This is a genomic window from Paraburkholderia sp. SIMBA_030, assembly GCF_046535245.1.
Classification (GTDB): domain Bacteria; phylum Pseudomonadota; class Gammaproteobacteria; order Burkholderiales; family Burkholderiaceae; genus Paraburkholderia.
Genome location: NZ_JAWRXB010000028.1, coordinates 84,521 through 104,470 on the forward strand (window position 1 = coordinate 84,521; position 19,950 = coordinate 104,470).

19 protein-coding genes are annotated in these 19,950 nt (G+C 63.0%); 11 read left to right on the forward strand and 8 right to left on the reverse strand.

Annotated elements, in window-relative coordinates:
* Window positions 1-276: 276 nt before the first annotated feature.
* The 8 genes from SB772_RS35250 to icd form a co-directional block, all read right to left on the reverse strand.
* Entirely contained in the window at window positions 277-480 is a 204-nt protein-coding gene (locus SB772_RS35250; protein WP_410837741.1) for a hypothetical protein, read from the reverse strand.
* Between the two features lie 41 nt (window positions 481-521).
* Window positions 522-1,616 carry a WD40 repeat domain-containing protein gene (locus tag SB772_RS35255; protein ID WP_410837742.1) on the reverse strand — a complete coding sequence of 365 codons (1,095 nt, stop codon included), beginning with the start codon at window positions 1,614-1,616 and terminating at the stop codon, window positions 522-524.
* Window positions 1,613-2,647, reverse strand: coding sequence for a CobW family GTP-binding protein (locus SB772_RS35260; protein WP_410837743.1), 1,035 nt, complete (start codon window positions 2,645-2,647; stop codon window positions 1,613-1,615). Before SB772_RS35260 ends, SB772_RS35255 begins: the two co-directional genes overlap by 4 nt.
* A 2-nt stretch (window positions 2,648-2,649) precedes the next feature.
* Window positions 2,650-2,958: a hypothetical protein gene (locus tag SB772_RS35265; protein ID WP_410837744.1), complete on the reverse strand. Its 309-nt coding sequence runs from the start codon at window positions 2,956-2,958 to the stop codon at window positions 2,650-2,652.
* A 25-nt stretch (window positions 2,959-2,983) separates the two neighbouring features.
* Entirely contained in the window at window positions 2,984-4,027 is a 1,044-nt protein-coding gene (locus SB772_RS35270) for an NAD(P)-dependent alcohol dehydrogenase (protein WP_410837745.1), read from the reverse strand.
* Between the two features lie 235 nt (window positions 4,028-4,262).
* A complete protein-coding gene (locus SB772_RS35275; protein ID WP_410837763.1) occupies window positions 4,263-4,607 on the reverse strand; it encodes an Arm DNA-binding domain-containing protein in 345 nt (114 codons plus the stop codon).
* A 15-nt stretch (window positions 4,608-4,622) separates the two neighbouring features.
* The gene (locus tag SB772_RS35280) at window positions 4,623-4,760 is read right to left on the reverse strand and encodes an Arm DNA-binding domain-containing protein (protein ID WP_410837746.1); all 138 of its coding nucleotides are present in this window, start codon (window positions 4,758-4,760) and stop codon (window positions 4,623-4,625) included.
* Between the two features lie 178 nt (window positions 4,761-4,938).
* Window positions 4,939-6,195 (reverse strand): NADP-dependent isocitrate dehydrogenase, encoded by a 1,257-nt coding sequence (gene icd, locus SB772_RS35285; protein WP_410837747.1) that lies wholly within the window; start codon window positions 6,193-6,195, stop codon window positions 4,939-4,941.
* A 327-nt stretch (window positions 6,196-6,522) separates the two neighbouring features.
* Between icd and SB772_RS35290 the strand changes: the two genes are divergently transcribed.
* From SB772_RS35290 to SB772_RS35340, 11 genes are all read left to right on the forward strand, one after another.
* Window positions 6,523-7,092: a pseudouridine synthase gene (locus SB772_RS35290; protein ID WP_410837748.1), complete on the forward strand. Its 570-nt coding sequence runs from the start codon at window positions 6,523-6,525 to the stop codon at window positions 7,090-7,092.
* A 433-nt stretch (window positions 7,093-7,525) separates the two neighbouring features.
* The gene (locus tag SB772_RS35295; RefSeq protein ID WP_410837749.1) at window positions 7,526-7,732 is read left to right on the forward strand and encodes a hypothetical protein; all 207 of its coding nucleotides are present in this window, start codon (window positions 7,526-7,528) and stop codon (window positions 7,730-7,732) included.
* 146 nt (window positions 7,733-7,878) lie between these two features.
* Window positions 7,879-8,385, forward strand: a complete 507-nt coding sequence (locus SB772_RS35300; protein ID WP_410837750.1) for a DUF192 domain-containing protein — start codon at window positions 7,879-7,881, stop codon at window positions 8,383-8,385.
* A gap of 283 nt (window positions 8,386-8,668) precedes the next feature.
* Window positions 8,669-10,774, forward strand: a complete 2,106-nt coding sequence (fusA, locus tag SB772_RS35305; protein WP_410837751.1) for an elongation factor G — start codon at window positions 8,669-8,671, stop codon at window positions 10,772-10,774.
* Window positions 10,775-11,050: 276 nt separating this feature from the next.
* Window positions 11,051-11,566, forward strand: coding sequence for a cupin domain-containing protein (locus SB772_RS35310; RefSeq protein WP_410837752.1), 516 nt, complete (start codon window positions 11,051-11,053; stop codon window positions 11,564-11,566).
* 18 nt (window positions 11,567-11,584) lie between these two features.
* The gene (locus SB772_RS35315; protein WP_410837753.1) at window positions 11,585-12,604 is read left to right on the forward strand and encodes a HoxN/HupN/NixA family nickel/cobalt transporter; all 1,020 of its coding nucleotides are present in this window, start codon (window positions 11,585-11,587) and stop codon (window positions 12,602-12,604) included.
* 324 nt (window positions 12,605-12,928) lie between these two features.
* On the forward strand, window positions 12,929-14,593 hold the full coding sequence (locus tag SB772_RS35320) for an ABC transporter substrate-binding protein (protein ID WP_410837754.1): 1,665 nt from the start codon (window positions 12,929-12,931) through the stop codon (window positions 14,591-14,593).
* Between the two features lie 28 nt (window positions 14,594-14,621).
* The gene (locus tag SB772_RS35325) at window positions 14,622-15,644 is read left to right on the forward strand and encodes an ABC transporter permease (protein ID WP_410837755.1); all 1,023 of its coding nucleotides are present in this window, start codon (window positions 14,622-14,624) and stop codon (window positions 15,642-15,644) included.
* On the forward strand, window positions 15,641-16,519 hold the full coding sequence (locus tag SB772_RS35330; protein WP_410837756.1) for an ABC transporter permease: 879 nt from the start codon (window positions 15,641-15,643) through the stop codon (window positions 16,517-16,519). Before SB772_RS35325 ends, SB772_RS35330 begins: the two co-directional genes overlap by 4 nt.
* A complete protein-coding gene (locus SB772_RS35335) occupies window positions 16,516-18,675 on the forward strand; it encodes an ABC transporter ATP-binding protein (RefSeq protein WP_410837757.1) in 2,160 nt (719 codons plus the stop codon). Before SB772_RS35330 ends, SB772_RS35335 begins: the two co-directional genes overlap by 4 nt.
* A gap of 850 nt (window positions 18,676-19,525) precedes the next feature.
* On the forward strand, window positions 19,526-19,950 hold a 425-nt coding region (locus SB772_RS35340; RefSeq protein ID WP_410837758.1), incomplete at its 3' end, for a hypothetical protein.

Below are 19,950 nucleotides of genomic sequence, written 5' to 3' on the forward strand. Positions count from 1 at the left end.
ATCCGCCGGGCCGTTCAGGCAGGATTCGATCGTCGCGCACGCGGGATGGCCCGATGTGGTGCCTGGCACCCGCTCAGCACACCGAATTATCTATTTCGACAGGGGATGGAAAATTGCGCCGGGTACCCCATGCGCGAGTGCCGTAGGTCGACGCAATGGCCAGCCAGCATTCTGCGCAAACCACTCGCACACGGGCGCATCCTCTTGCAGGACGGGAAGACAGCCCTCGTGAATGACGGTCAGAAGCGCCACGAAAACTTCAGATTCGGACCTCTACTACAGGACGATGCCACCGCGACTCTCTGCCTTATGAATCACGCTGGGAAAGTTGTCACCTGGCGGCTTGCCCTCGGCGATAAAGCGCGCGGCGAGAATCATCGCACCCATCGCGAAATCTTTGCCGTAAGCTGCGATCATCGCATCGGCGAGCGAGCCCAACCGCTCGAAGAACTGATCCTTGGACGGGTATTGCTCATTCATAGCTGTCTCCTTCCTCGCATGTGATGAATCTCGTTGCGCGCTCATCCCGGACGTTTGAATCGGAACAACAAGTCCGGCAAAAACACCAGAGCAAGCTCGCCGGCCTCCGTGCCCAACGCGAGTCGGGCGCCGTCAGGAGACCATGCAATGGCGCTGACCGGACTGCTACCGGAATGTTTGATGAGCAGGACCTCCCCGCTGCCTGGCTGGCACAGCAGCACCGCGCCGCTGTAGTAACCCACCGCAATCAGCGGATGAGTGGGATGGCAGGCCACCTGACTGACCGGTGTCTTGCTGGCCAGGCCGCATTCGTGCGGCTGGTCATCGCCGCCGGGCGGATCGAACCGCCAGCAGACGGGGCGCAGACCACCGCTCGTCGCAAGAAACCGGCCGTCCGAAGAAAAAGATAGCGATCGAGGTTGGCCGGGGTACCCCCCCATTTCGATGTCGGCGCCGTCGGAGAGCCGCCAGCCGTGCAGCGCGTTTTCTTCCATGCCGCTCACCAGATAGCGGCCATCAGGGCTCCACGCAACGATGCGGTGATAGCCGGGCCACGCCAGACAGCGTTGTTCATGCGTGTCAGCGGACCATAGCGTGACTCCGCCCTGATGCGAGATCGCCAACTGGGTGCCGGCAGGGTCGAAAGCGAGGGCAGTCGCCGAACCAGGCAGCGTCAGACTGTCGGGCTTCGCCCCCAGCAAGTGGACCCGACGACTAGTTGCATAAGCATGTCCACCCGCCGGACTCGCGGCTACGAGGTCGATCCACTCGCCGGCCAGGTCCACCAGGACTTCGCTGGCGCCATCGACGTTCAGATGGACGAGGCGGCCGTCGTCTCCGCCGCTGAGAAATCCTCCTGCAGGGTCGGCGGCAAGCCCAAGGCAGGTGCTCTCGTGGACGCTAAAGCGGGCCAGTGGCGTGGGCGGCGCTTGCGCCTGCACGAACTCGACACCGCCGCTCTCGCGCGGCGTGAACCGTGGCCCGCCTTCCCATGTGCCGCTCGCGAGCGCCAGCGTGCCGTCGCCCAGCGCGAAGCCGGCGTATAGCCCAGTGGCGTCCCAGACAGCCGCGACCACGGGCGCCTCCGCCACCCAACGCGCGCCGAGCAATTCGATCAGGGGCGGGGGCGCATTCATGAGTCGATCTCACAGCATCTGATGCTTTCGCGCAAGCCGCGCCGATCGAGATTGCGCCCGATGAACACCAGCCGGCTGTCGCGATGCTCGTCCACTCGCCAAGGCCGGTCGAAGTCCGTGTCCATCGTCATGTGCACGCCCTGGAATACGAAGCGGCGCTCCGATCCGGCCAAGTCGACGATGCCTTTCGCCCGCAGCAGATCCTGGCCTTGCTCGACCACCAGTTGCTGCAGCCACGAGAGGAAGCGGGTGCGCTCGAGGGGCTTGTCGACGCGCAGCGACACGCTGTCTATGTCGTGACTGTGCTGTCCGGGATGGGTGGTGGCGAGAGAATCAACGCGGGAAGCCACGGGAACATAGCGATAGCTGCGCTCGCCACGCGGCAACTCGCTGCCCTCGCCTTGCGACGCGGCGAGATGCATACGCTTGAGATCGAACGCACCACGATCGAGTAGCGTAGCGAGTGGCACCACACATCTGACACCAGGCAGCAGTTCCGCGGTCGGGTTGATGCGCCGGATTTCGTCCTGTACCGCCGCGAGCCCAGCCATGTCGACCAGGTCGGTCTTGTTGAGCAGCACGATGTCAGCTTGTGCGATTTGCTCCGCAGCTTCGCGACTGTCGGACAGGCGCGCTTGCAGGTGGCAGGCATCGGCGACGCAGATCACGCTGTCGAGGCGCGTGTGCTGCCGGATGAGATCGTCGATAAAGAATGTCTGCACCACGGGCGCGGGGTCCGCCAAGCCGGATGTTTCGATCAGGATTCCATCGAAACCGCCCTTGCGTCTGACGAGCCCCGACACCACGCGAATCAGGTCGCCCCGCACCTTGCAGCAAATACAGCCGTTATTCAGTTCGACGACCTCGTCTTCAGCGCCCACGACAAGATCGCCGTCGATACCGATCGCGCCGAATTCATTGACGATCACCGCGTAGCGCCGGCCATGCGGCTCACGCAGAATGCGATTGAGCAGCGTGGTCTTACCCGCGCCGAGAAAGCCCGTGAGAACAGTGACCGGGATTCGATTCATTGTCAGCCCCCCTGCTTCGCGCCCGGAAGCGTCGCGTCGAGATTGACCAACTCGTCTTCGAGCCGGACGCGCTCGGATTCGATCGCTTGCAACGCGCGTTCGGCGTCGCTCAGCCGTTCGCGCAATTGCGCGATGTTGTGCGTCCCATCAGGCGAGACGCCGTCGCGCATCTCACTTGCCAGCGCGCACGCCAACTCGATCTCCGCGCCCGCGCGCCGGCTCTCGCCGCGCAAGTGGTGGGAGTTGACCTCAGTCAGTGCGATGACCAGTCGCATGCGCTCAAAGAGCGGCATTACGTCTTGCTGCGCCACGGTGTTCTCCCTCCAGGCCGATCCGCTACGGAATCAGTACCGCACGGCCCTTGACCTTGCCGTGGTGCAGGTCCTTGAGCGCCTGGTTCGCCTCGCTCAAGCGGTATTCCCGGGTCGCCAGATGAACCAGTCCACGGTCGGCCAGAGCCATCAATTCGACCAGCTCGGGATAGGTGCCCACCAGATTGCCGACAATCGTTTTCTCGCTGGTGATCATGTCGATGGTCGGCAACTCGATCTTCCCGCCATAGCCGACGATGTAATAGAAACCGGCGTTGCGCGTCATGGCGAGTCCCTTGGCGATCGCTTCGCCTTCGCCGACAAAATCGATGACTGCCTCTGCGCCGTTGCCACCAGTCAACTCAAGCACGCTCTCGACTTCGTTTCCATCGGCCTTGACGGTATGGTGCGCGCCGCATTCCTTCGCAAGGTGCAGCGCGGTCTCGGACCGATCGACCACGATGATTTCCGCCGCACACAGTGCGTTCAATACCTGGATGCCGATGTGACCCAGGCCGCCGGCGCCGATCACGACCGCGAACTGGCCGGGAAGCAGGTGGCGCGACGCTTTTTTTGCAGCGCGATAAGCAGTGAGTCCGGCGTCGGTATAAGGTGCGACGTCCTTGGGCGCGAGCGACTTCGGCAACTGAATCAGCGAGCGTTCGCCGGTCAGCAGATACTCGGCATAGCCGCCATTCGCGTTGATACCAGGAAACCGGCTGTCGGTCGCATGCATATCGTCGCCGCGACGGCATGCAAGACAATGGCCGCTCGTCACCAGCGGATGACAGATCACCGGATCGCCAACCTTTACGCTTTCGACGCCGCGTCCGACCGCCTCGACCCAACCGGCATTCTCGTGGCCCATGATGTAGGGCAAAGCCACGTCGACCTTGCTGCGCCATATGCCTTCAACGACGTGAAGATCGGTGCGACAGACACCGGCGCCTCCGATACGGACGATCACCTCGGTGGGGTGTTCGATTTTCGGATCCGCGATCTCCTCGTAGCGCACGAACTCGTCGCGGGTCAATGATTCGTCGTACTGGTGCAGCACTGCAGCTTTCACGTTTCGTCTCCATCAATCATGTTGTGTTTCGAGTTCGAGCATGTGGTCGGCCACTGCAAGACCCGCCCGGCACGCTTGCGACTTTTTCTATCGCTTTCTGTGCAAGCTCTGTGCCAATGATCCTGAAATCGCCAGGCGTGGGCGCGGTCTACTTGATGGGCAAGGCGCGACTGATATGCACAGAACATGACGCCGGTCGTGAACGGCCCGTGCTGTCGCAAAATCGGACGTATGGTTAAACGCAGACCGCCGGGCCTGTTTCAAAATGGGACATCCCGCTTTTGCCGACGTGTGCAGACGTGAAGCCATCCAAGCGGCTGTGCTGGACAGTGTCGAATATGAGCACCGCCTCATCATCAATTTGCTTGATGCGTTTTACGATTTCTTCTTCGAAGTCCAAAGCAACACCCTGCATGCGATCCCATGGATACAAAAGCTGCAGCAGCTTGACCGCCGCCGTGGTGGACGGGTGCGCGCCCTGCTCCACCATCGCCCGGTATTCGGCGTGCCGATCGCGGGCGTCAGCAACGCCGATTTCCGGATAGCGGCCAATAATCACCTCCCGACGCTTGCCGTCCAGCCGGTATTGGAAGGCCTACGTCTTAGACCCGCCTGACTGGATCAGCACGAACAGGCCGCCGCCATCCGCGAGCTTGTACGCACGCTCCTTGGACTTGGCATTGTTCAGACGCGTAGGCGTCAGCGTGTAGTTGAAGTGTCGGCTACGGCTCATTTTTGCTCCCCTCCAAATGGAGGGGATGGAGGGGAAAAGTTGCCTGGTTCCCCGCCGTTTTCCCTCCCTAAGACCTGGATCCCCCTCCATTTTGTCGGACGTTAAAAAACAAAAAACCCCGACGGCACATAGTGTGCATCGGGGTTTGCCGGATTTCTCCGGAACACGCTGGACGTACTTACATATTCTCGATCATCACCTGCCCAAAACCCGAGCACGATACTTGCGTCGCGCCTTCCATCAGACGCGCGAAGTCATACGTGACCCGCTTTTGCAGGATCGACTTCTCCATCGACTTGATAATGAGGTCCGCCGCTTCAGTCCAGCCAAGGTGGCGCAGCATCATTTCTGCCGAGAGAATTTCCGAACCCGGATTCACGTAGTCTTTGCCCGCATATTTCGGCGCCGTACCGTGCGTGGCTTCGAACATCGCGACCGAATCCGACATGTTCGCGCCCGGCGCGATACCGATACCGCCGACTTGCGCCGCCAGCGCGTCCGAAACGTAGTCGCCGTTCAGGTTCAGCGTGGCGATCACATCGTATTCCGCCGGACGCAGCAGGATCTGCTGGAGGAACGCATCGGCGATCACGTCTTTCACCACGATGTCGCCACCCGTTTTCGGGTTCTTGATCTTCATCCACGGGCCGCCGTCGATCAACTCCGCGGCGAATTCCTTCTGCGCCAGCGCATAACCGTAGTCGCGAAATGCACCTTCCGTGAACTTCATGATGTTGCCCTTGTGCACCAGCGTGACCGAGCGGCGCTCGTTGTCGATCGCATACTGGATCGCTTTGCGCACCAGACGCTCCGTGCCCTCGCGCGACACCGGCTTGATACCGATGCCCGACGTTTCCGGGAAGCGGATCTTCTTCACGCCCATTTCTTCGCGCAGGAACTTGATGACCTTCCTGGCCTGTTCCGATTCCGCCGCCCATTCGATACCGGCGTAGATGTCTTCCGAGTTCTCGCGGAAGATCACCATGTTGGTCTTTTCCGGTTCACGCACCGGCGAAGGCACGCCCTTGAAGTACTGCACCGGGCGCAAACAGACATACAGATCCAGTTCCTGACGCAGCGCGACGTTCAGCGAACGGATGCCGCCGCCCACCGGCGTGGTGAGCGGACCTTTGATCGACACGACGTATTCCTTCAGCACCTGCATCGATTCTTCCGGCAGCCACACGTCCGGGCCGTACACCTTGGTTGCCTTCTCGCCGGCGTAGATTTCCATCCAGTGGATCTTCTTCTTGCCTGCATACGCTTTTTCGACTGCCGCATCCACCACCTTGAGCATCACCGGGGTGATGTCGGCGCCTGTGCCGTCGCCTTCGATAAACGGAATGATCGGCTGGTCGGAAACGTTGAGCGAGAAATCTGCGTTGACAGTGATCTTGTCACCACCGGTCGGAACCTTGATGTGCTGATACGGCATGATCGGACTCCAGTGAAGGCTGTGCTGAAAGCTGATGGGAGACTGCGAAACCGGGCGCTCCTCGCTACGCGCATGCTGGACGCCCGCAGACGGCCAGGCCGCTATTCTAGCCCACGCCGATGCTGGAGCGAGCCCGGCCGCGGGTTGGGGTTTTCCTACATTACGTGCAAGCTGAAGCGCTTCTTGCTCTTAGGTCTTATATAAGATAAATGACTTGCTGCCGCTTACTATGCATTATTATTCCGCCATTTACGATTGAACCCGCGCCGCTCAAGGCCTGGACAGCGCTCCCGCCTGGCCGGCACCCGTGTCTTTCACCGATCCCGTATGCGTCTTCTTGCTTTGAACAAACCGTTCGGCACCATCTGCCAGTTTTCGCCGCACGAAACGCGCGCGTCGCTGGCCGACTGGATCAAGGTGCCCGGCGTCTACCCGGCGGGCCGGCTCGACTCGGACAGCGAAGGGCTGCTGCTGCTCACCGACGACGGCGCACTCCAGGCGCGTATCGCCGAGCCGCGCCACAAACTGGTCAAACGTTATTGGGCGCAAGTGGAAGGCGCGGTCGATCAGACCACCCTGAAGAAGCTCGCGCGCGGCGTCGATCTCGGCGACTACGTCACACGGCCATGCCGCGCCGAATATGTCGAACCGACTGACGCACTATGGGCACGCACCCCGCCGATCCGCTATCGCGCCGCGATTCCGACCACGTGGATCGAGTTGTCGATCACCGAAGGCAAGAACCGCCAGGTGCGCCGCATGACCGCGGCGGTGGGTTTTCCGACGCTGCGCCTCGTGCGCGTCGGCGTGGGCGCGCTCGATATTTTTTCTCTCGGGCTGCAACCTGGCGAGAGCGCCGAATTGCCGCTCAAGGCGCCGTGGGACGGCATCGTTTAAAGCACTTTGCATACACGCCTAGTGTATTTTTGCATCAACATCGAAAAATCTAACTCGTTGTATTCGCAAATAAAATTCCGCGTGAAACTGCTGTGAAACATGCGTGAAACAATAGCAGCCGCGCGCACTGCCCGGCGATCCATTTCCATTCGCGTGTCCCCGATAAACATTCGCGAAAAAATACGTCAACCGGTGCGCGAGCTCACGCGTTATTCGACGCAGATGCCGCCCGAAGCTATCCGGCATTCAGCCTTAAGGGCCTTTGTGCACGCCGCTCTCGCGGGAAGTACAAGGAGTCTGAGCGCTAAAGCAGACGCGTCGAAAAATTTGTTCGATGCGGCTGTCAACCGAAAGGTGGATGGCACGTTTACCGACATGACTCTACATATAACCGGGTCATTTGGTTAATTAACTAAAGCTGAGGATTCACAAAATGAACAAACTGATCGCCGCTCTGGTCGCTGGTCTCTTCGCAACGGCAGCATTCGCACAAGCTTCGGCACCGGCAGCAGCTTCGGCAGCTCCGATGGCAGCTCCGGCAGCAGCAGCTTCGTCGGCAAAGAAGAGCACCAAGCACCACGCTCACAAGAAGTCGCACAAGAAGGCAGCAGCTGCTGCAGCTTCGGGCGCTTCGGAGTAAGTTTGTTGTAAAAAACGCAGTCAAGAACTCGCTTCATTGCCGTTCTTACGGCGTTGAAAGGCAGATCGCCGCAAGGCAATCTGCCTTTTTGTTTTTGACGCGCTCGCGTAACATTCGCGGGTTAATTTCCAGCCAGGAGTCATGCCGTGCGATTTTCCATGCGCTCGTTGATTGCGCGTTTCGCGTTTGCCGTTGCACTGCCGCTTGCGGCGCTGTCGTTCGCCGCCACTAGCGCTGTTCCCGCCCATGCGCAGCAGATGCCGGCCGGTACGAAGCAGCCCGGCGATTTTCCGCGCGCCAAGCTGACAGCGGGCATGTTCGTGATCGACGCCGCCGTCGCCGCCAACGACGCGGACCGCGAGCAAGGTTTGATGTATCGCACGAACCTCGCACCGAACGAAGGCATGCTGTTCGTCTTCAATGAAAACGCAGTGCATTGCTTCTGGATGAAGAACACGTTGATCCCGCTGTCGATCGCATTCATGCGCGCCGACGGCACGGTCACCGACATCGACGAGATGCAGGCCGAGACCACCAACAATCACTGCCCGAAGAACAACGGCGTGTATGCGTTGGAGATGAGCAAAGGATGGTTCACGTCGAAGGGCATCAAACCGGGGATGAAGATCCAGGGGCTGCCGGCCGCGCAATAAGTTGCGTCAACCATGGCGGCGCTCGCCGCTTCGTTCGCCACAGCTTTAAAAAAGCCCGGTGCCTTTTGCAGGGCGCCGGCTTTTTTTCATTTTGCCCGGCGTACGCCATTCCTGCCGCCGAAGCCCCGTCGGCAGGCGCTCGGCTCGGGCTGGCAAGATTCCTGCAAAAGACGGGCCGACGCGCTATCCTAGTATTCTCGACACCGCAGCAACCAGACTGCCCGGGCAGCACGGACTGCCGCCCGGCAAGCGCCTTCAGGCGCGCTATTCCAAGGAGATTCACGTGCCCCGCAAGACTCCCATCGAGCGCTACCGGAATATCGGCATTAGCGCTCACATCGATGCCGGCAAAACCACCACCACTGAACGCATCCTGTTCTACACCGGCGTGACCCACAAGATCGGCGAGGTTCACGACGGTGCGGCGACGATGGACTGGATGGAACAGGAGCAGGAGCGCGGCATCACCATCACGTCGGCGGCCACGACCGCCTTCTGGAAGGGCATGGCCGGCAACTATCCGGAACACCGGATCAACATCATCGACACCCCGGGCCACGTCGACTTCACGATCGAGGTGGAGCGCTCGATGCGCGTGCTCGACGGCGCCTGCATGGTGTACGACTCGGTCGGCGGCGTGCAGCCGCAGTCCGAAACCGTGTGGCGCCAGGCGAACAAGTACAAGGTGCCGCGCATTGCATTCGTCAACAAGATGGACCGCGTCGGCGCGGACTTTTTCCGCGTGCAGAGGCAGATCGGCGATCGTCTGAAGGGCGTCGCCGTGCCGATCCAGATTCCGATCGGCGCGGAAGAGCATTTCCAGGGCGTGGTCGATCTCGTCAAGATGAAAGCGATCGTCTGGGACGAAGAAAACCAGGGCATCAAGTTCGAGTACAGGGATATCCCGGCAGAACTCGCGGCCACCGCCAAGGAATGGCACGACAAGATGGTCGAGGCCGCCGCTGAAGCGAGCGAGGCGTTGCTCGATAAATACCTGGGCGGCGAAACGCTGACCGAAGAGGAAATCAAGCACGGTATCCGCGTGCGCACGATCGCCAACGAGATCGTGCCGATGCTGTGCGGCAGCGCGTTCAAGAACAAGGGCGTGCAAGCCATGCTCGACGCGGTGATCGACTATCTGCCGTCGCCCGTCGACGTGCCCGCCATCACCGGTCACGACGAGCACGACAAGCAAATCGAACGTCATCCGAGAGACGACGATCCGTTCTCGGCGCTTGCCTTCAAGATCATGACCGACCCGTTCGTCGGCCAGTTGATCTTTTTCCGCGTGTATTCGGGCGTGGTGAATTCGGGCGACACCGTCTACAACGCGATCAAGGAAAAGAAGGAACGCCTTGGCCGGATCCTGCAGATGCACGCGAACGAGCGCAAGGAAATCAAGGAAGTCTACGCGGGCGACATTGCCGCAGCAGTCGGCCTGAAGGAAGCGACCACGGGCGACACGCTGTGCGATCCGAACCACGTGATCATCCTTGAAAAGATGATCTTCCCGGAGCCGGTGATCTCGCAGGCAGTCGAGCCGAAGACCAAGGTCGACCAGGAAAAGATGGGCATTGCGCTCAATCGCCTGGCGCAGGAAGACCCGTCGTTCCGCGTGCAAACGGATGAGGAATCCGGCCAGACCATCATCTCCGGGATGGGCGAGCTGCACCTGGAAATTCTGGTCGACCGGATGAAGCGCGAGTTCGGCGTCGAGGCGACGGTCGGCAAGCCGCAGGTCGCGTACCGCGAAACGGTGCGCAACAAGGTCGAGGATGTCGAGGGCAAGTTCGTCAAGCAGTCGGGCGGCCGCGGCCAATACGGCCACGCGGTGATCACGCTCGAACCGGCGCCGCAAGGCAAGGGCTATGAGTTCGTCGACGCGATCAAGGGCGGTGTGATTCCGCGCGAGTTCATCCCGGCGGTCGACAAGGGCATTGTTGAGACGCTGAAGGCCGGTGTTCTGGCAGGCTATCCGGTGGTCGACGTGAAGGTCACGCTGACCTTCGGTTCGTACCACGACGTGGACTCGAACGAAAACGCGTTCCGCATGGCCGGCTCGATCGCGTTCAAGGAAGCCATGCGCCGCGCCAAGCCCGTGCTGCTCGAACCGATGATGGCCGTCGAAGTGGAAACGCCGGAAGACTTCATGGGCAACGTGATGGGCGACCTGTCGAGCCGTCGTGGACTCGTGCAAGGGATGGAAGACATCGCCGGCGGCGGTGGCAAGCTGGTGCGCGCCGAAGTGCCGCTCGCAGAAATGTTCGGTTACTCGACGTCGCTGCGTTCAGCGACTCAAGGCCGCGCGACGTACACGATGGAGTTCAAGCACTACGCTGAAACGCCGAACAACGTGGCCGAAGCAGTGATCAACGCAAAGCAGAAATAAGCGCTGAAGCTTGCAACGCGCCATGTGCTGCAACGTAGGCCAGAACTAAAAAGCCCGTCCCTCGTGGGACGGGCTTTTTTTATCGCAGCGTGAAGATCGTGGATATGAGTGATTTGCCTGAAAATGGGTGGCGGCAAGAGAAGCAACGAGATGCGCGGGTTGGTTCGGAAGCGCGGGCGCACGCATCGGCAAGTCACACACGCGTTTTTGAACGTGCAAAAATGTCAAATGGCGCCGCGCTTATCGCCCGGATTCACGCCCATGAGGAGACACACTATGAGCCAGGAGCACGAACACCCGCATTACCGTGACGAGCAAGCGTCGGCCCCCATCGACTGGCGCGAACACGGCGTCAAGGTCATCAAAGGCGACCAGCTCGACAGCAACACCGCGCAGACACCGGGTATGAACCGCGCGGCCGCGATCAACGCAGCGCGGGTCGGCGCGCAAAAACTTTGGGCCGGCACCGTGACGATCCATCCGAATGCGAAGACCGGCGCGCATCATCACGGCGCGCTCGAAAGCGTGATCTACGTAGTGCGCGGCCAGGCACGCATGCGCTGGGGCGAGCATCTCGAGTTCACCGCCGAGGCCGGCCCCGGCGACTTCATTTTCGTGCCGCCCTACGTGCCACATCAGGAAATCAACGCGAGCACCGACGATCCGCTCGAATGCGTGCTGGTGCGCAGCGACAACGAGGCGGTGGTGGTGAATCTGAACATCGACGCGGTCGAAGCGCCGGAAACGGTCTACTGGGTCGATCCGATTCACAGGCATCCGCACGATCATTAATTCCGCCCGACGCGACTCATGACGCCGACCGCTTCGCTACGCCCTCGCCTCATCACGCTGTATGCCGTCCTGATCGCCGCCAATCTCGGCGCGTGGGCGTGGGCGCTGATCGCATTTCGCCACTATCCGCTGCTGCTCGGCACCGCGCTGCTCGCGTATGGATTCGGGCTGCGTCACGCGGTCGATGCAGATCACATCGCAGCGATCGATGCCGTTACGCGCAAGCTGATGCAAGCAGGTAAACGGCCGCTTGGCGTCGGCCTGTCGTTCTCGCTGGGTCATTCGTCGATCGTAATCGCGGCGACGATCGGCATTGCGTGGACCGCGCATTCGCTGCAAGGCCGCTTCGACACCTTCAAGGCCGTGGGCGGCGCCATCGGCACAATCGTATCGGCGGTCTTTCTGCTGGTGCTGGCATGCGTGAACCTCGTGATTCTGCGCGACGTCTGGCGCCGTTACCGTCACGTCCAACGCGGCGGCGAACCGACTGCCGAAACGACGGACACCCTCGCGCCCGCCGGTCTGCTGTCGCGCGCATTGCGGCCGATGTTCCGGCTCGTGACGAAGAGCTGGCACATGTACCCGGTCGGCGTACTGTTCGGACTCGGCTTCGACACCGCGACCGAGATCGGCCTGCTGGCGATCGCCGCGGCCGAAGCGGGCAAAGGTCTGCCGCTGTATTCGATTCTCGTGTTTCCGGCGCTCTTCACCGCCGGCATGACGCTGGTCGATTCGACCGACAACGTGCTGATGGTCCACGCATACGGCTGGGCGATGGACGACCCGAAACGCAAGCTCTATTACAACGCCAGCATCACGTTCGTATCGGCGGTGGTGGCGATCGTGATCGGCGGCGTCGAAGCGTTGGGCCTGCTGTCGGACAAACTCGGCTTGAACGGCGGCATCTGGGATGCGGCGGCAAGCCTCAACGAGCGCTTCGGCCTGCTCGGTTACGGCATCGTCGCGACGTTCATGGCGTGCTGGATCGGCTCAGTGCTGTTCCATCGCTGGCGCCGGCCCGCCACGGCGGCACGGTAAATCCAGCTTGTCTCAGGCAGGCTGCCGGTAAGGATGGCACGGCAGCAGCGATTTCCGCGCTGCGGCATCAGCCGCGTCAGGCGTCGCGCGCGGCGCGCTGCACGGCGGTTCCGACAAGCGTTGTCGCCACGACACACGCCGACCCTTTTATCCGCCAAACGTGAACCCGACGCCCTCGCAGGTGCTCCGAACTCCCGGGCAATCGCTTACACTGAAACCGCTTTTCGCCGTAGCGCTTTTTGCCATAGCAATAACATCGCCCTGTCGCGTGCATCCGGCGCGGCCCTTCAGAACCGACAGCAGAACGGACTGGACACTCCATCGATGAAGACTCCCGCGGACCGATTTCCCCAACTCGACGCAGCCCGCCGCACCGCCGACGCCTACGGGAACCACGCCATCGACGAATTCCTCGCGGGCCGCATCACGCGCCGCGACCTGCTGCGCTACGCGAGCGTGATCGGTTTGTCGCTGGCTGGCGGCGGCATCCTGAGCGCGCCGCAAGCGCGTGCGCAAGGCGCCCAGAGCCCGTCTAACGCGACGATCCGCGTCGCCCATCTGACGCCTGCCGGCGCGGTCGATCCGCTGACCGTCACCGACGCAGCGAGTCTCGCGCTCCTGAATCAGACCGGCGAATTCCTGATCGACGACGACGGCGAGCGCCTCATGCTGAAACCCGCGCTGGCGCTGTCGTGGAAGCCGAACGACAAGGGCGACGTGTGGACCTTCAAGCTGCGCCCGAACGTCAAGTTCCACGACGGCCAGCTGTTCACGGCGAAAGACGTGGTCGCCACCTTCGATCGTCTCGCCGATCCGGCCAGCGGTTCGGCGGCGCTCTCTGTGCTCAAGGGCGTGCTGTCGAAAGGCGGCGCGAAAGTGGTCGACGATCAGACCGTGGCGTTCCATCTCGACGCCCCGAACGGCAACTTCCCGTATTACGTTTCCTCCGACAATTACAACGCCGTGATCCTGCCGGCGAACTATGCGGGCGGCTATGAAAAGAGCTTTATCGGCACCGGTCCGTTCAAGCTCGAAAAGTATCAGGCGAAGGTCGGCGCGTCGTTCGTGCGCAACCCCGGCTACTGGGGCGACAAAGCGTTACCGCAGCGCGTACAGTTCTCGTTCTACGCCGACGAACAGGCCCAGATGCTCGCGCTGCAGGGCCACCAGGCCGACGTAATGGGTACCTTCACCGTGCAGGGCGGCGCCGGCATCCTGAACAATCCCGACTTCAAGGCAGTCGGCGTGAAGTCGAGCGCGCATCGGCAGATCCATATGCGCAACGACGATCCGCTGTTCAAGGACAAGCGCGTGCGCCAGGCGCTGGCGTTGTCGCTCGATCGCGACGTGCTGGTGCGCGGCCTGTTCAAGGGCCGTGCGCAACTCGGCAACGACAGCCCGTTTGCGCCGGTGTTTCCGTCCTCGGATGCGGGCGTTCCGCAACGCAGGATCGACATCGCGAAAGCCAGGCAGTTGCTTGCGCAAGCGGGCGTGCCGAACGGTTTCGACGTGACGCTCACGACCGAAAAGTATATGGAAATTCCCGACCTTGCCGTTGTCGTGCAGAACGCGGCGAAGGCAATCGGCGTGCGCATCAACCTGAAGGTCGAGAGCCAGTCGCTGTATTACGGCGCGGGCACGCCGGGCAAATCGGATTGGCTCGATTCGCCGCTCGGCATCACCGACTACGGTCATCGCGGCGTGCCGAACGTGTTTCTGAATGCGCCGCTCACGAGCAACGGTACGTGGAACGCCGCGCACTTCAGGAACCCGCAATACGATCAACTGGTCGCGCAGTTCGTGGCGGCAGTCGACCTCGGCTCGCAGAAGAAACTCTCCGGACAGATCCAGACGCTGCTGCTCGACGAAACACCCGTGATCATTCCGTTCTTCTACGATCAGTTGATCGCGATGCGCAAGGGCGTGAACGGCGTACGCTTCACCGCGCTCGCGCAACTCTATTTCGACCGCGCGGTGTTGAGCGCGTGAGCGCACTGCGCTTCGGCAGGAGATCACGATGTCGACCACGGTGACCCCTTCCGCGCCTCGCGCCTCAGGTGGCAATTCAAGCGGCAACGCGGGCCGCGTCGCACGTTTTCTGGCGACGCGCGCGGGCTTGTCGTTGATCACGCTGTGGCTGCTGTCGGTGATCGTGTTCGCGGGCGGCCAGTTGCTGCCCGGCGATATCGGCCGCGCGGTACTGGGGCCGCTTGCCGATGCACGCGCGGTGGCCGCGCTCAATCATCAACTCGGCGCGGACCGGCCGCTGCTGACGCAATACATCGAGTGGATCATGCATTTCGTGCGCGGCAACATGGGGCTCTCGTATGCATATCGCGAGCCGGTCGGACCGTTTATCGCCGGCGCGCTGGCGCATTCGGCGAAGCTCGGTCTGCTCGCGTTTATCGTCGTCGTGCCGCTCGGCATTGCGGGTGGCGTGTGGTCGGCCATGCATGCGGGCCGTTGGCTCGATCGCACGATCAGCATCGCCGGTTTGTCGGCAACCGTGGTGCCGGAATTCGTCTCGTCGATCGTGCTGATTCTGGTGTTCGGCGTGTGGCTGCGCTGGCTGCCGATCGAAGCGTCGTATCCGCCCGAAGCGAGCGCGCTCGAACAGTTGCGGTATCTGATTCTGCCGGTGCTGCCGCTGGTGCTGGTGTTCTTCGGCTACATCGCACGAATGGCGCGCGCGGGCACCGTCGAGGCACTCGATGCCGACTACACGCGTACCGCTATCCTCAAGGGCTTGCCGCGCCGTACCGTGATCTGGCGGCACGTATTGCGCAATGCACTGCTGCCGACCATCACCGTCGCCGCCACCCAGCTCGGCTACATGATCGGCGGACTCGTGGTCGTCGAGACGCTGTTCCACTATCAAGGCATCGGCTCGCTGATCTACAACGCCGCGAAGGCCAAAGACTTTCCGATGCTCGAAGCAGGCGTGCTGACGGTCGGCGTGATCTACACCGTCGCCAATCTCGTTGCCGATGCGCTGCATGTGCTGCTCAATCCGCGGCTGCGGGTGAGGAGCGCCGAATGAGCACGATCGTTCCGCCGGCCGCGCCGCCTGCTCCACATCAGGCTAATGAACCGCGTTTCGATCAGTTGCGCGTGCTGCTGCGTTCGCCCACGTTCGTGATCGGTGTGCTGATCGTCGCGTGGTGGATCGTCTGCGCGATCGCCGGGCAATGGATCGTGCGGATCGATCCGTATGCGTCCGATCCGCTCAACTCGCTGATGCCGCCCGACCGCACACACTGGTTCGGTACCGACCAGCTCGGCCGCGACGTGTTCTCGCGGGTAATCGTCGGCGCGCGCGACATTCTGACGATTGCGCCGCTGGCAACCTTGCTCGGCACGCTGGCAGGCACCGCATTGGGATTGATCGTCGGCTACTTCGATGGCTGGGTCGATAACGTGATCGGCCGCGCGATCGACGCCGTGCTCGCGCTGCCGCTCGTGATCGTCGCGCTGCTCGCGCTGGCCGCGGTCGGCGCGTCGAACTTCACGGTGATTCTCGTAATCGGCATCACCTTCACGCCGATCACCGCGCGTACGGTACGCGCGGCCGTGTTCGCCGAACGGCATCTGGACTACGTCGCCGCCGCGCAACTGCGCGGCGAACGGGCACCGTACATCATGTTCGCCGAGATCCTGCCGAACGTGCTGCCGCCGATCATCGTCGAGGCGACCGTGCGCCTCGGTTACGCGATCTTCGCGGTCGCCACGCTGTCGTTTCTCGGCTTCGGCATTCAGCCGCCCTCCGCCGACTGGGGGCTCGCGCTGTCCGAGTCGTACACGCTAATGGCCGGCGGCGCCTGGTGGACGGTCGTGTTCGCGGCCGGCGCGATCGCCACGCTGGTGGTCGGCGTCAATCTGATCGCCGACAGCGTGCAAGGAGTCCTCGACCGATGAACGGCCCGCCGCCCGCTTCGTTTCCTGCCTTCGACGTCTCGAAGAGCGATCGCACGGATGCACTAACCGTCGTCGGTCTGACGGTCACGTACCGGATCCGCGGACGCGATCGCGAAGTGCTGCAAGACGTGTCGTTTCGTGTGCGGCGTGGCGAAGCGTATGGCCTCGTCGGCGAATCCGGTTGCGGCAAATCGACGGTGGCGATGGCGGCGCTGCGCTATTTGCCGCGCAACGGCAAGGTGAAGGCCGGCAAGATCGTCATCGCCGGCCAGGACGTGCAGAAACTCGACGCCGATGCGTTGCGCACGATGCGCGCGAACGCGATTTCGATCGTCTACCAGGATCCGGGCCGTGCATTGAATCCGTCGCTGACGATCGCGCGGCAAGTGACCGAGGCATTCGAAGCCGCCGGCGTTTCACGTGAGGACGCCGTGCAACGTACGCTCGAGATACTGCAGCGCGTGCGCATCGCCGCGCCCGCGCGCGTGATGGACAGTTATCCGCATCAACTGTCGGGCGGCATGCAGCAGCGCGTGGTGATCGCAATGGCGCTCGCGTCGAACCCGGCGCTGCTGATCCTCGACGAACCGACCACCGGTCTCGACGCCACGGTCGAAGCCGAAGTGCTCGACCTCGTCGCGCAACTGCGCGAGGAACTCGGCACCGCCGTGCTGTTTATCAGCCACAACCTCGCGGTGATCGGGCGCATGTGCGAGCGCGTCGGCGTGCTGTATGCGGGCAAGCTGGTTGAAGAAGGCGCGACCAAGGATGTGTTCGCGCGGCCACGCCACCCTTATACGGTTGGACTGCTGCGCTGCCTGCCCACTGCCGGGCGCAGCAAGGACACCGAACGGCTCGATACGATCGCGGGCCACCTGCCCTCGCCCGGCTCGGTCACCCAAGGCTGCATCTACGCGGACCGTTGCCGCCTCGCCGACGACCGTTGCCGCCGCGAAGCGCCGCCACCCTATCGGGTGAGCGCCGCGCACGGCGATCAGATGTCGCGTTGCCATTACCACGAACACGCGATCGAACTGCCGCGCGCGACGCCGGAAGCACCGCCGCAGCATCATGCGGCCCATGAAGGCGAGCGCCCGAGTCTCGTACTCCGCGCGGATAAACTCTCGAAGACGTTCCACGTTTCCGGTGCACCGCTGCGCGCCGTCGACGAGGTCTCGATCGATCTCGCGAGCGGCGAGACGCTCGGCCTTGTCGGCGAATCGGGCAGCGGCAAGACGACGCTCGCCAAGCTGATGCTCGGCCTGCTCGCGCCGGATGCAGGCAGCGTGCTCGAACTCGACGGCGCGCAACTCGCCGCACGCGTCACGCGCCGCAACGATGAGCAGGTCAAGTCGCTCCAAATCGTGTTCCAGAATCCGGACTCGGCGCTCAATCGCGCGCATTCGGTGAAGCGGCTGATCGGCCGCGCGCTCTCGCGCCTCACCGCGTTGCGCGGCCCTGCTATCGACGCGCGGCTCGCCACGTTGACAGCCGCCGTACGTTTGCCCGAACGCTATCTCGGCTCGCGCACGCGGCAACTGTCAGGCGGACTCAAGCAGCGTGTGGCGATTGCGCGTGCGTTTGCCGGCGAACCGCGCGTGGTGGTCTGCGACGAACCGACTTCCGCGCTCGATGTCTCCGTGCAAGCCGCGATTCTGAACCTGCTCGCCGATCTGCAACGCGAGCGCGGCGTGAGCTACGTGTTCATCTCGCACGATCTGCACGTGGTGCGCTATCTGTCGGATCGCATCGCGGTGCTTTATCTCGGCAGGCTGCTGGAAATCGGGCCTGCCGCCGCCGTGTTCGACGGCCCGCATCATCCTTATACCGAAGCGCTTTTATCGTCGGTACCGATGCTCGACGGCCACGACAGCAAAGCTCGCATACGCTTGTCGGGCGATCTGCCGAGCCCGGCATCGCCGCCGTCCGGCTGTGTGTTCCATACGCGTTGCCCGCGCAAGCTCGGCGCGATCTGCGAGCAGCAAGATCCGCCGTTTCTCGAAGCCGAAGCCGACTCCCACGATGCTGGCCGGCCAGCCGTTCATCGGATCCGCTGCCATATCCCCGTCGATGAATTGCGCGTGCTGCAATCGGTCATCCTCGACGACGGCAAGGCCGCCGGCCAGGCGCCGGAAAACGCCGAGCGCAACGAATAACGCGCCGCCTTTCTAATTGCTCGTTTCATCGCCGAAACGTTTTCGTGCGGTTTTCCCTCGCGCGCATCGGACTGCCCTGTCCAGTGCCACATGCCGCAAGGCTCCGCGGGCAATGGCATGGATATCGCTAAGTATGGGTCCAGACACTGAAGACCAACGAATCGGGAGCGCGGCTGCCACATGCTCATCTGCGCGGCGAGGCGCGCCTGTGCGCATCGCCGCGAAACTGCTGAAGCGCATATAAGCGCACCGGCTACACAGCCGGGAAGTAGTGAGAGCGTTGTACCGGCATCTGCACAACAAACGCGAAGAAGGCGACGAGGCTCGCGCCCAGACAGGCACGCCGCTGATGAATCAGCGTGAGAGATGGTAGCAGCGAGGTGCCGGCGTTCCCTCGGGGAGAGATGTGATGAAAACCAGATCATTCAATCAGTACTACTGTGGAGAGTTGTACGGGGTGCAGTGATCGTGGCCGGCGTGGCTTTGCTGATAACCGAGGCCGCGTATCCGGCTTCTACCGACGTGATCCCCAAGTGGATCGTGCTTGCCGAAGCGCCGCTGCCTGCCAGCGGTGCGCCTGGTGCGACGCAACTCGGGCAGGACGCTGGGGCGGCGGCGGGCGAGGTGGCCGCTGGCGTAGCGCCCGGTGAAATAGCCGCTGCGGACGATGCGGCCACTGTCTTTCAGCCGCGCGACTGCACCGGTCCGAACAACGCCGCGTGTGGGCAGCGTGCCGGCGGAAGCGGCAGCAACGGGGCGGCGAGTTCGGGCAACAGTGGCGCGGGAGCGAGCGGCAATGGCGCTGGCGGCGCGGCGGCCTCGGGGAGTGGAAACTCCGGCGCAAGCGGCGGTGGCAGTGGTAAAGGCGGTGGTGGCGGAAGTAGCGGTGGCGGTGGAAGTGGCGGCGGTGGAAGTGGCGGCGGCGGTGGAAGCAGCGGCGGCGGAAGCGGCGGCGGCGGAAGCGGAAGCGGCGGCGGAAGCAGCGGCGGCGGCAGCGGAAGCGGAAGCGGCGGCGGCAGCGGAAGCGGAAGCGGCGGCGGAAGCGGCGGCGGCAGCGGCGGCGGCAGCGGCAGCGGCAGCGGCAGCGGCAGCGGCGGCGGCGGCGGCAGCGGCGGCGGCAGCGGCGGCGGCAGCGGCGGCGGCAGCGGCAGCGGCGGCGGCGGCGGCGGCGGCGGCGGCAGCGGCAGCGGCAGCGGCGGCGGCAGCGGCAGCGGCAGCGGCAGCGGCAGCGGCAGCGGCAGCGGCAGCGGCAGCGGCAGCGGCAGCGGCAGCGGC

Excerpts from the sequence above, each read along its gene's own strand:
- SB772_RS35290 (WP_410837748.1), top strand. The coding sequence starts at position 6,523 with ATGCGTCTTCTTGCTTTGAACAAACCGTTCGGCACCATCTGCCAGTTT.
- SB772_RS35250 (WP_410837741.1), bottom strand. The coding sequence starts at position 480 with ATGAATGAGCAATACCCGTCCAAGGATCAGTTCTTCGAGCGGTTGGGC.
- SB772_RS35260 (WP_410837743.1), bottom strand. The coding sequence starts at position 2,647 with ATGAATCGAATCCCGGTCACTGTTCTCACGGGCTTTCTCGGCGCGGGT.
- SB772_RS35280 (WP_410837746.1), bottom strand. The coding sequence starts at position 4,760 with ATGAGCCGTAGCCGACACTTCAACTACACGCTGACGCCTACGCGTCTG.
- SB772_RS35335 (WP_410837757.1), top strand. The coding sequence starts at position 16,516 with ATGAACGGCCCGCCGCCCGCTTCGTTTCCTGCCTTCGACGTCTCGAAG.
- SB772_RS35320 (WP_410837754.1), top strand. The coding sequence starts at position 12,929 with ATGAAGACTCCCGCGGACCGATTTCCCCAACTCGACGCAGCCCGCCGC.
- SB772_RS35255 (WP_410837742.1), bottom strand. The coding sequence starts at position 1,616 with ATGAATGCGCCCCCGCCCCTGATCGAATTGCTCGGCGCGCGTTGGGTG.
- SB772_RS35295 (WP_410837749.1), top strand. The coding sequence starts at position 7,526 with ATGAACAAACTGATCGCCGCTCTGGTCGCTGGTCTCTTCGCAACGGCA.
- SB772_RS35315 (WP_410837753.1), top strand. The coding sequence starts at position 11,585 with ATGACGCCGACCGCTTCGCTACGCCCTCGCCTCATCACGCTGTATGCC.
- SB772_RS35310 (WP_410837752.1), top strand. The coding sequence starts at position 11,051 with ATGAGCCAGGAGCACGAACACCCGCATTACCGTGACGAGCAAGCGTCG.
- icd (WP_410837747.1), bottom strand. The coding sequence starts at position 6,195 with ATGCCGTATCAGCACATCAAGGTTCCGACCGGTGGTGACAAGATCACT.
- SB772_RS35330 (WP_410837756.1), top strand. The coding sequence starts at position 15,641 with ATGAGCACGATCGTTCCGCCGGCCGCGCCGCCTGCTCCACATCAGGCT.
- SB772_RS35325 (WP_410837755.1), top strand. The coding sequence starts at position 14,622 with ATGTCGACCACGGTGACCCCTTCCGCGCCTCGCGCCTCAGGTGGCAAT.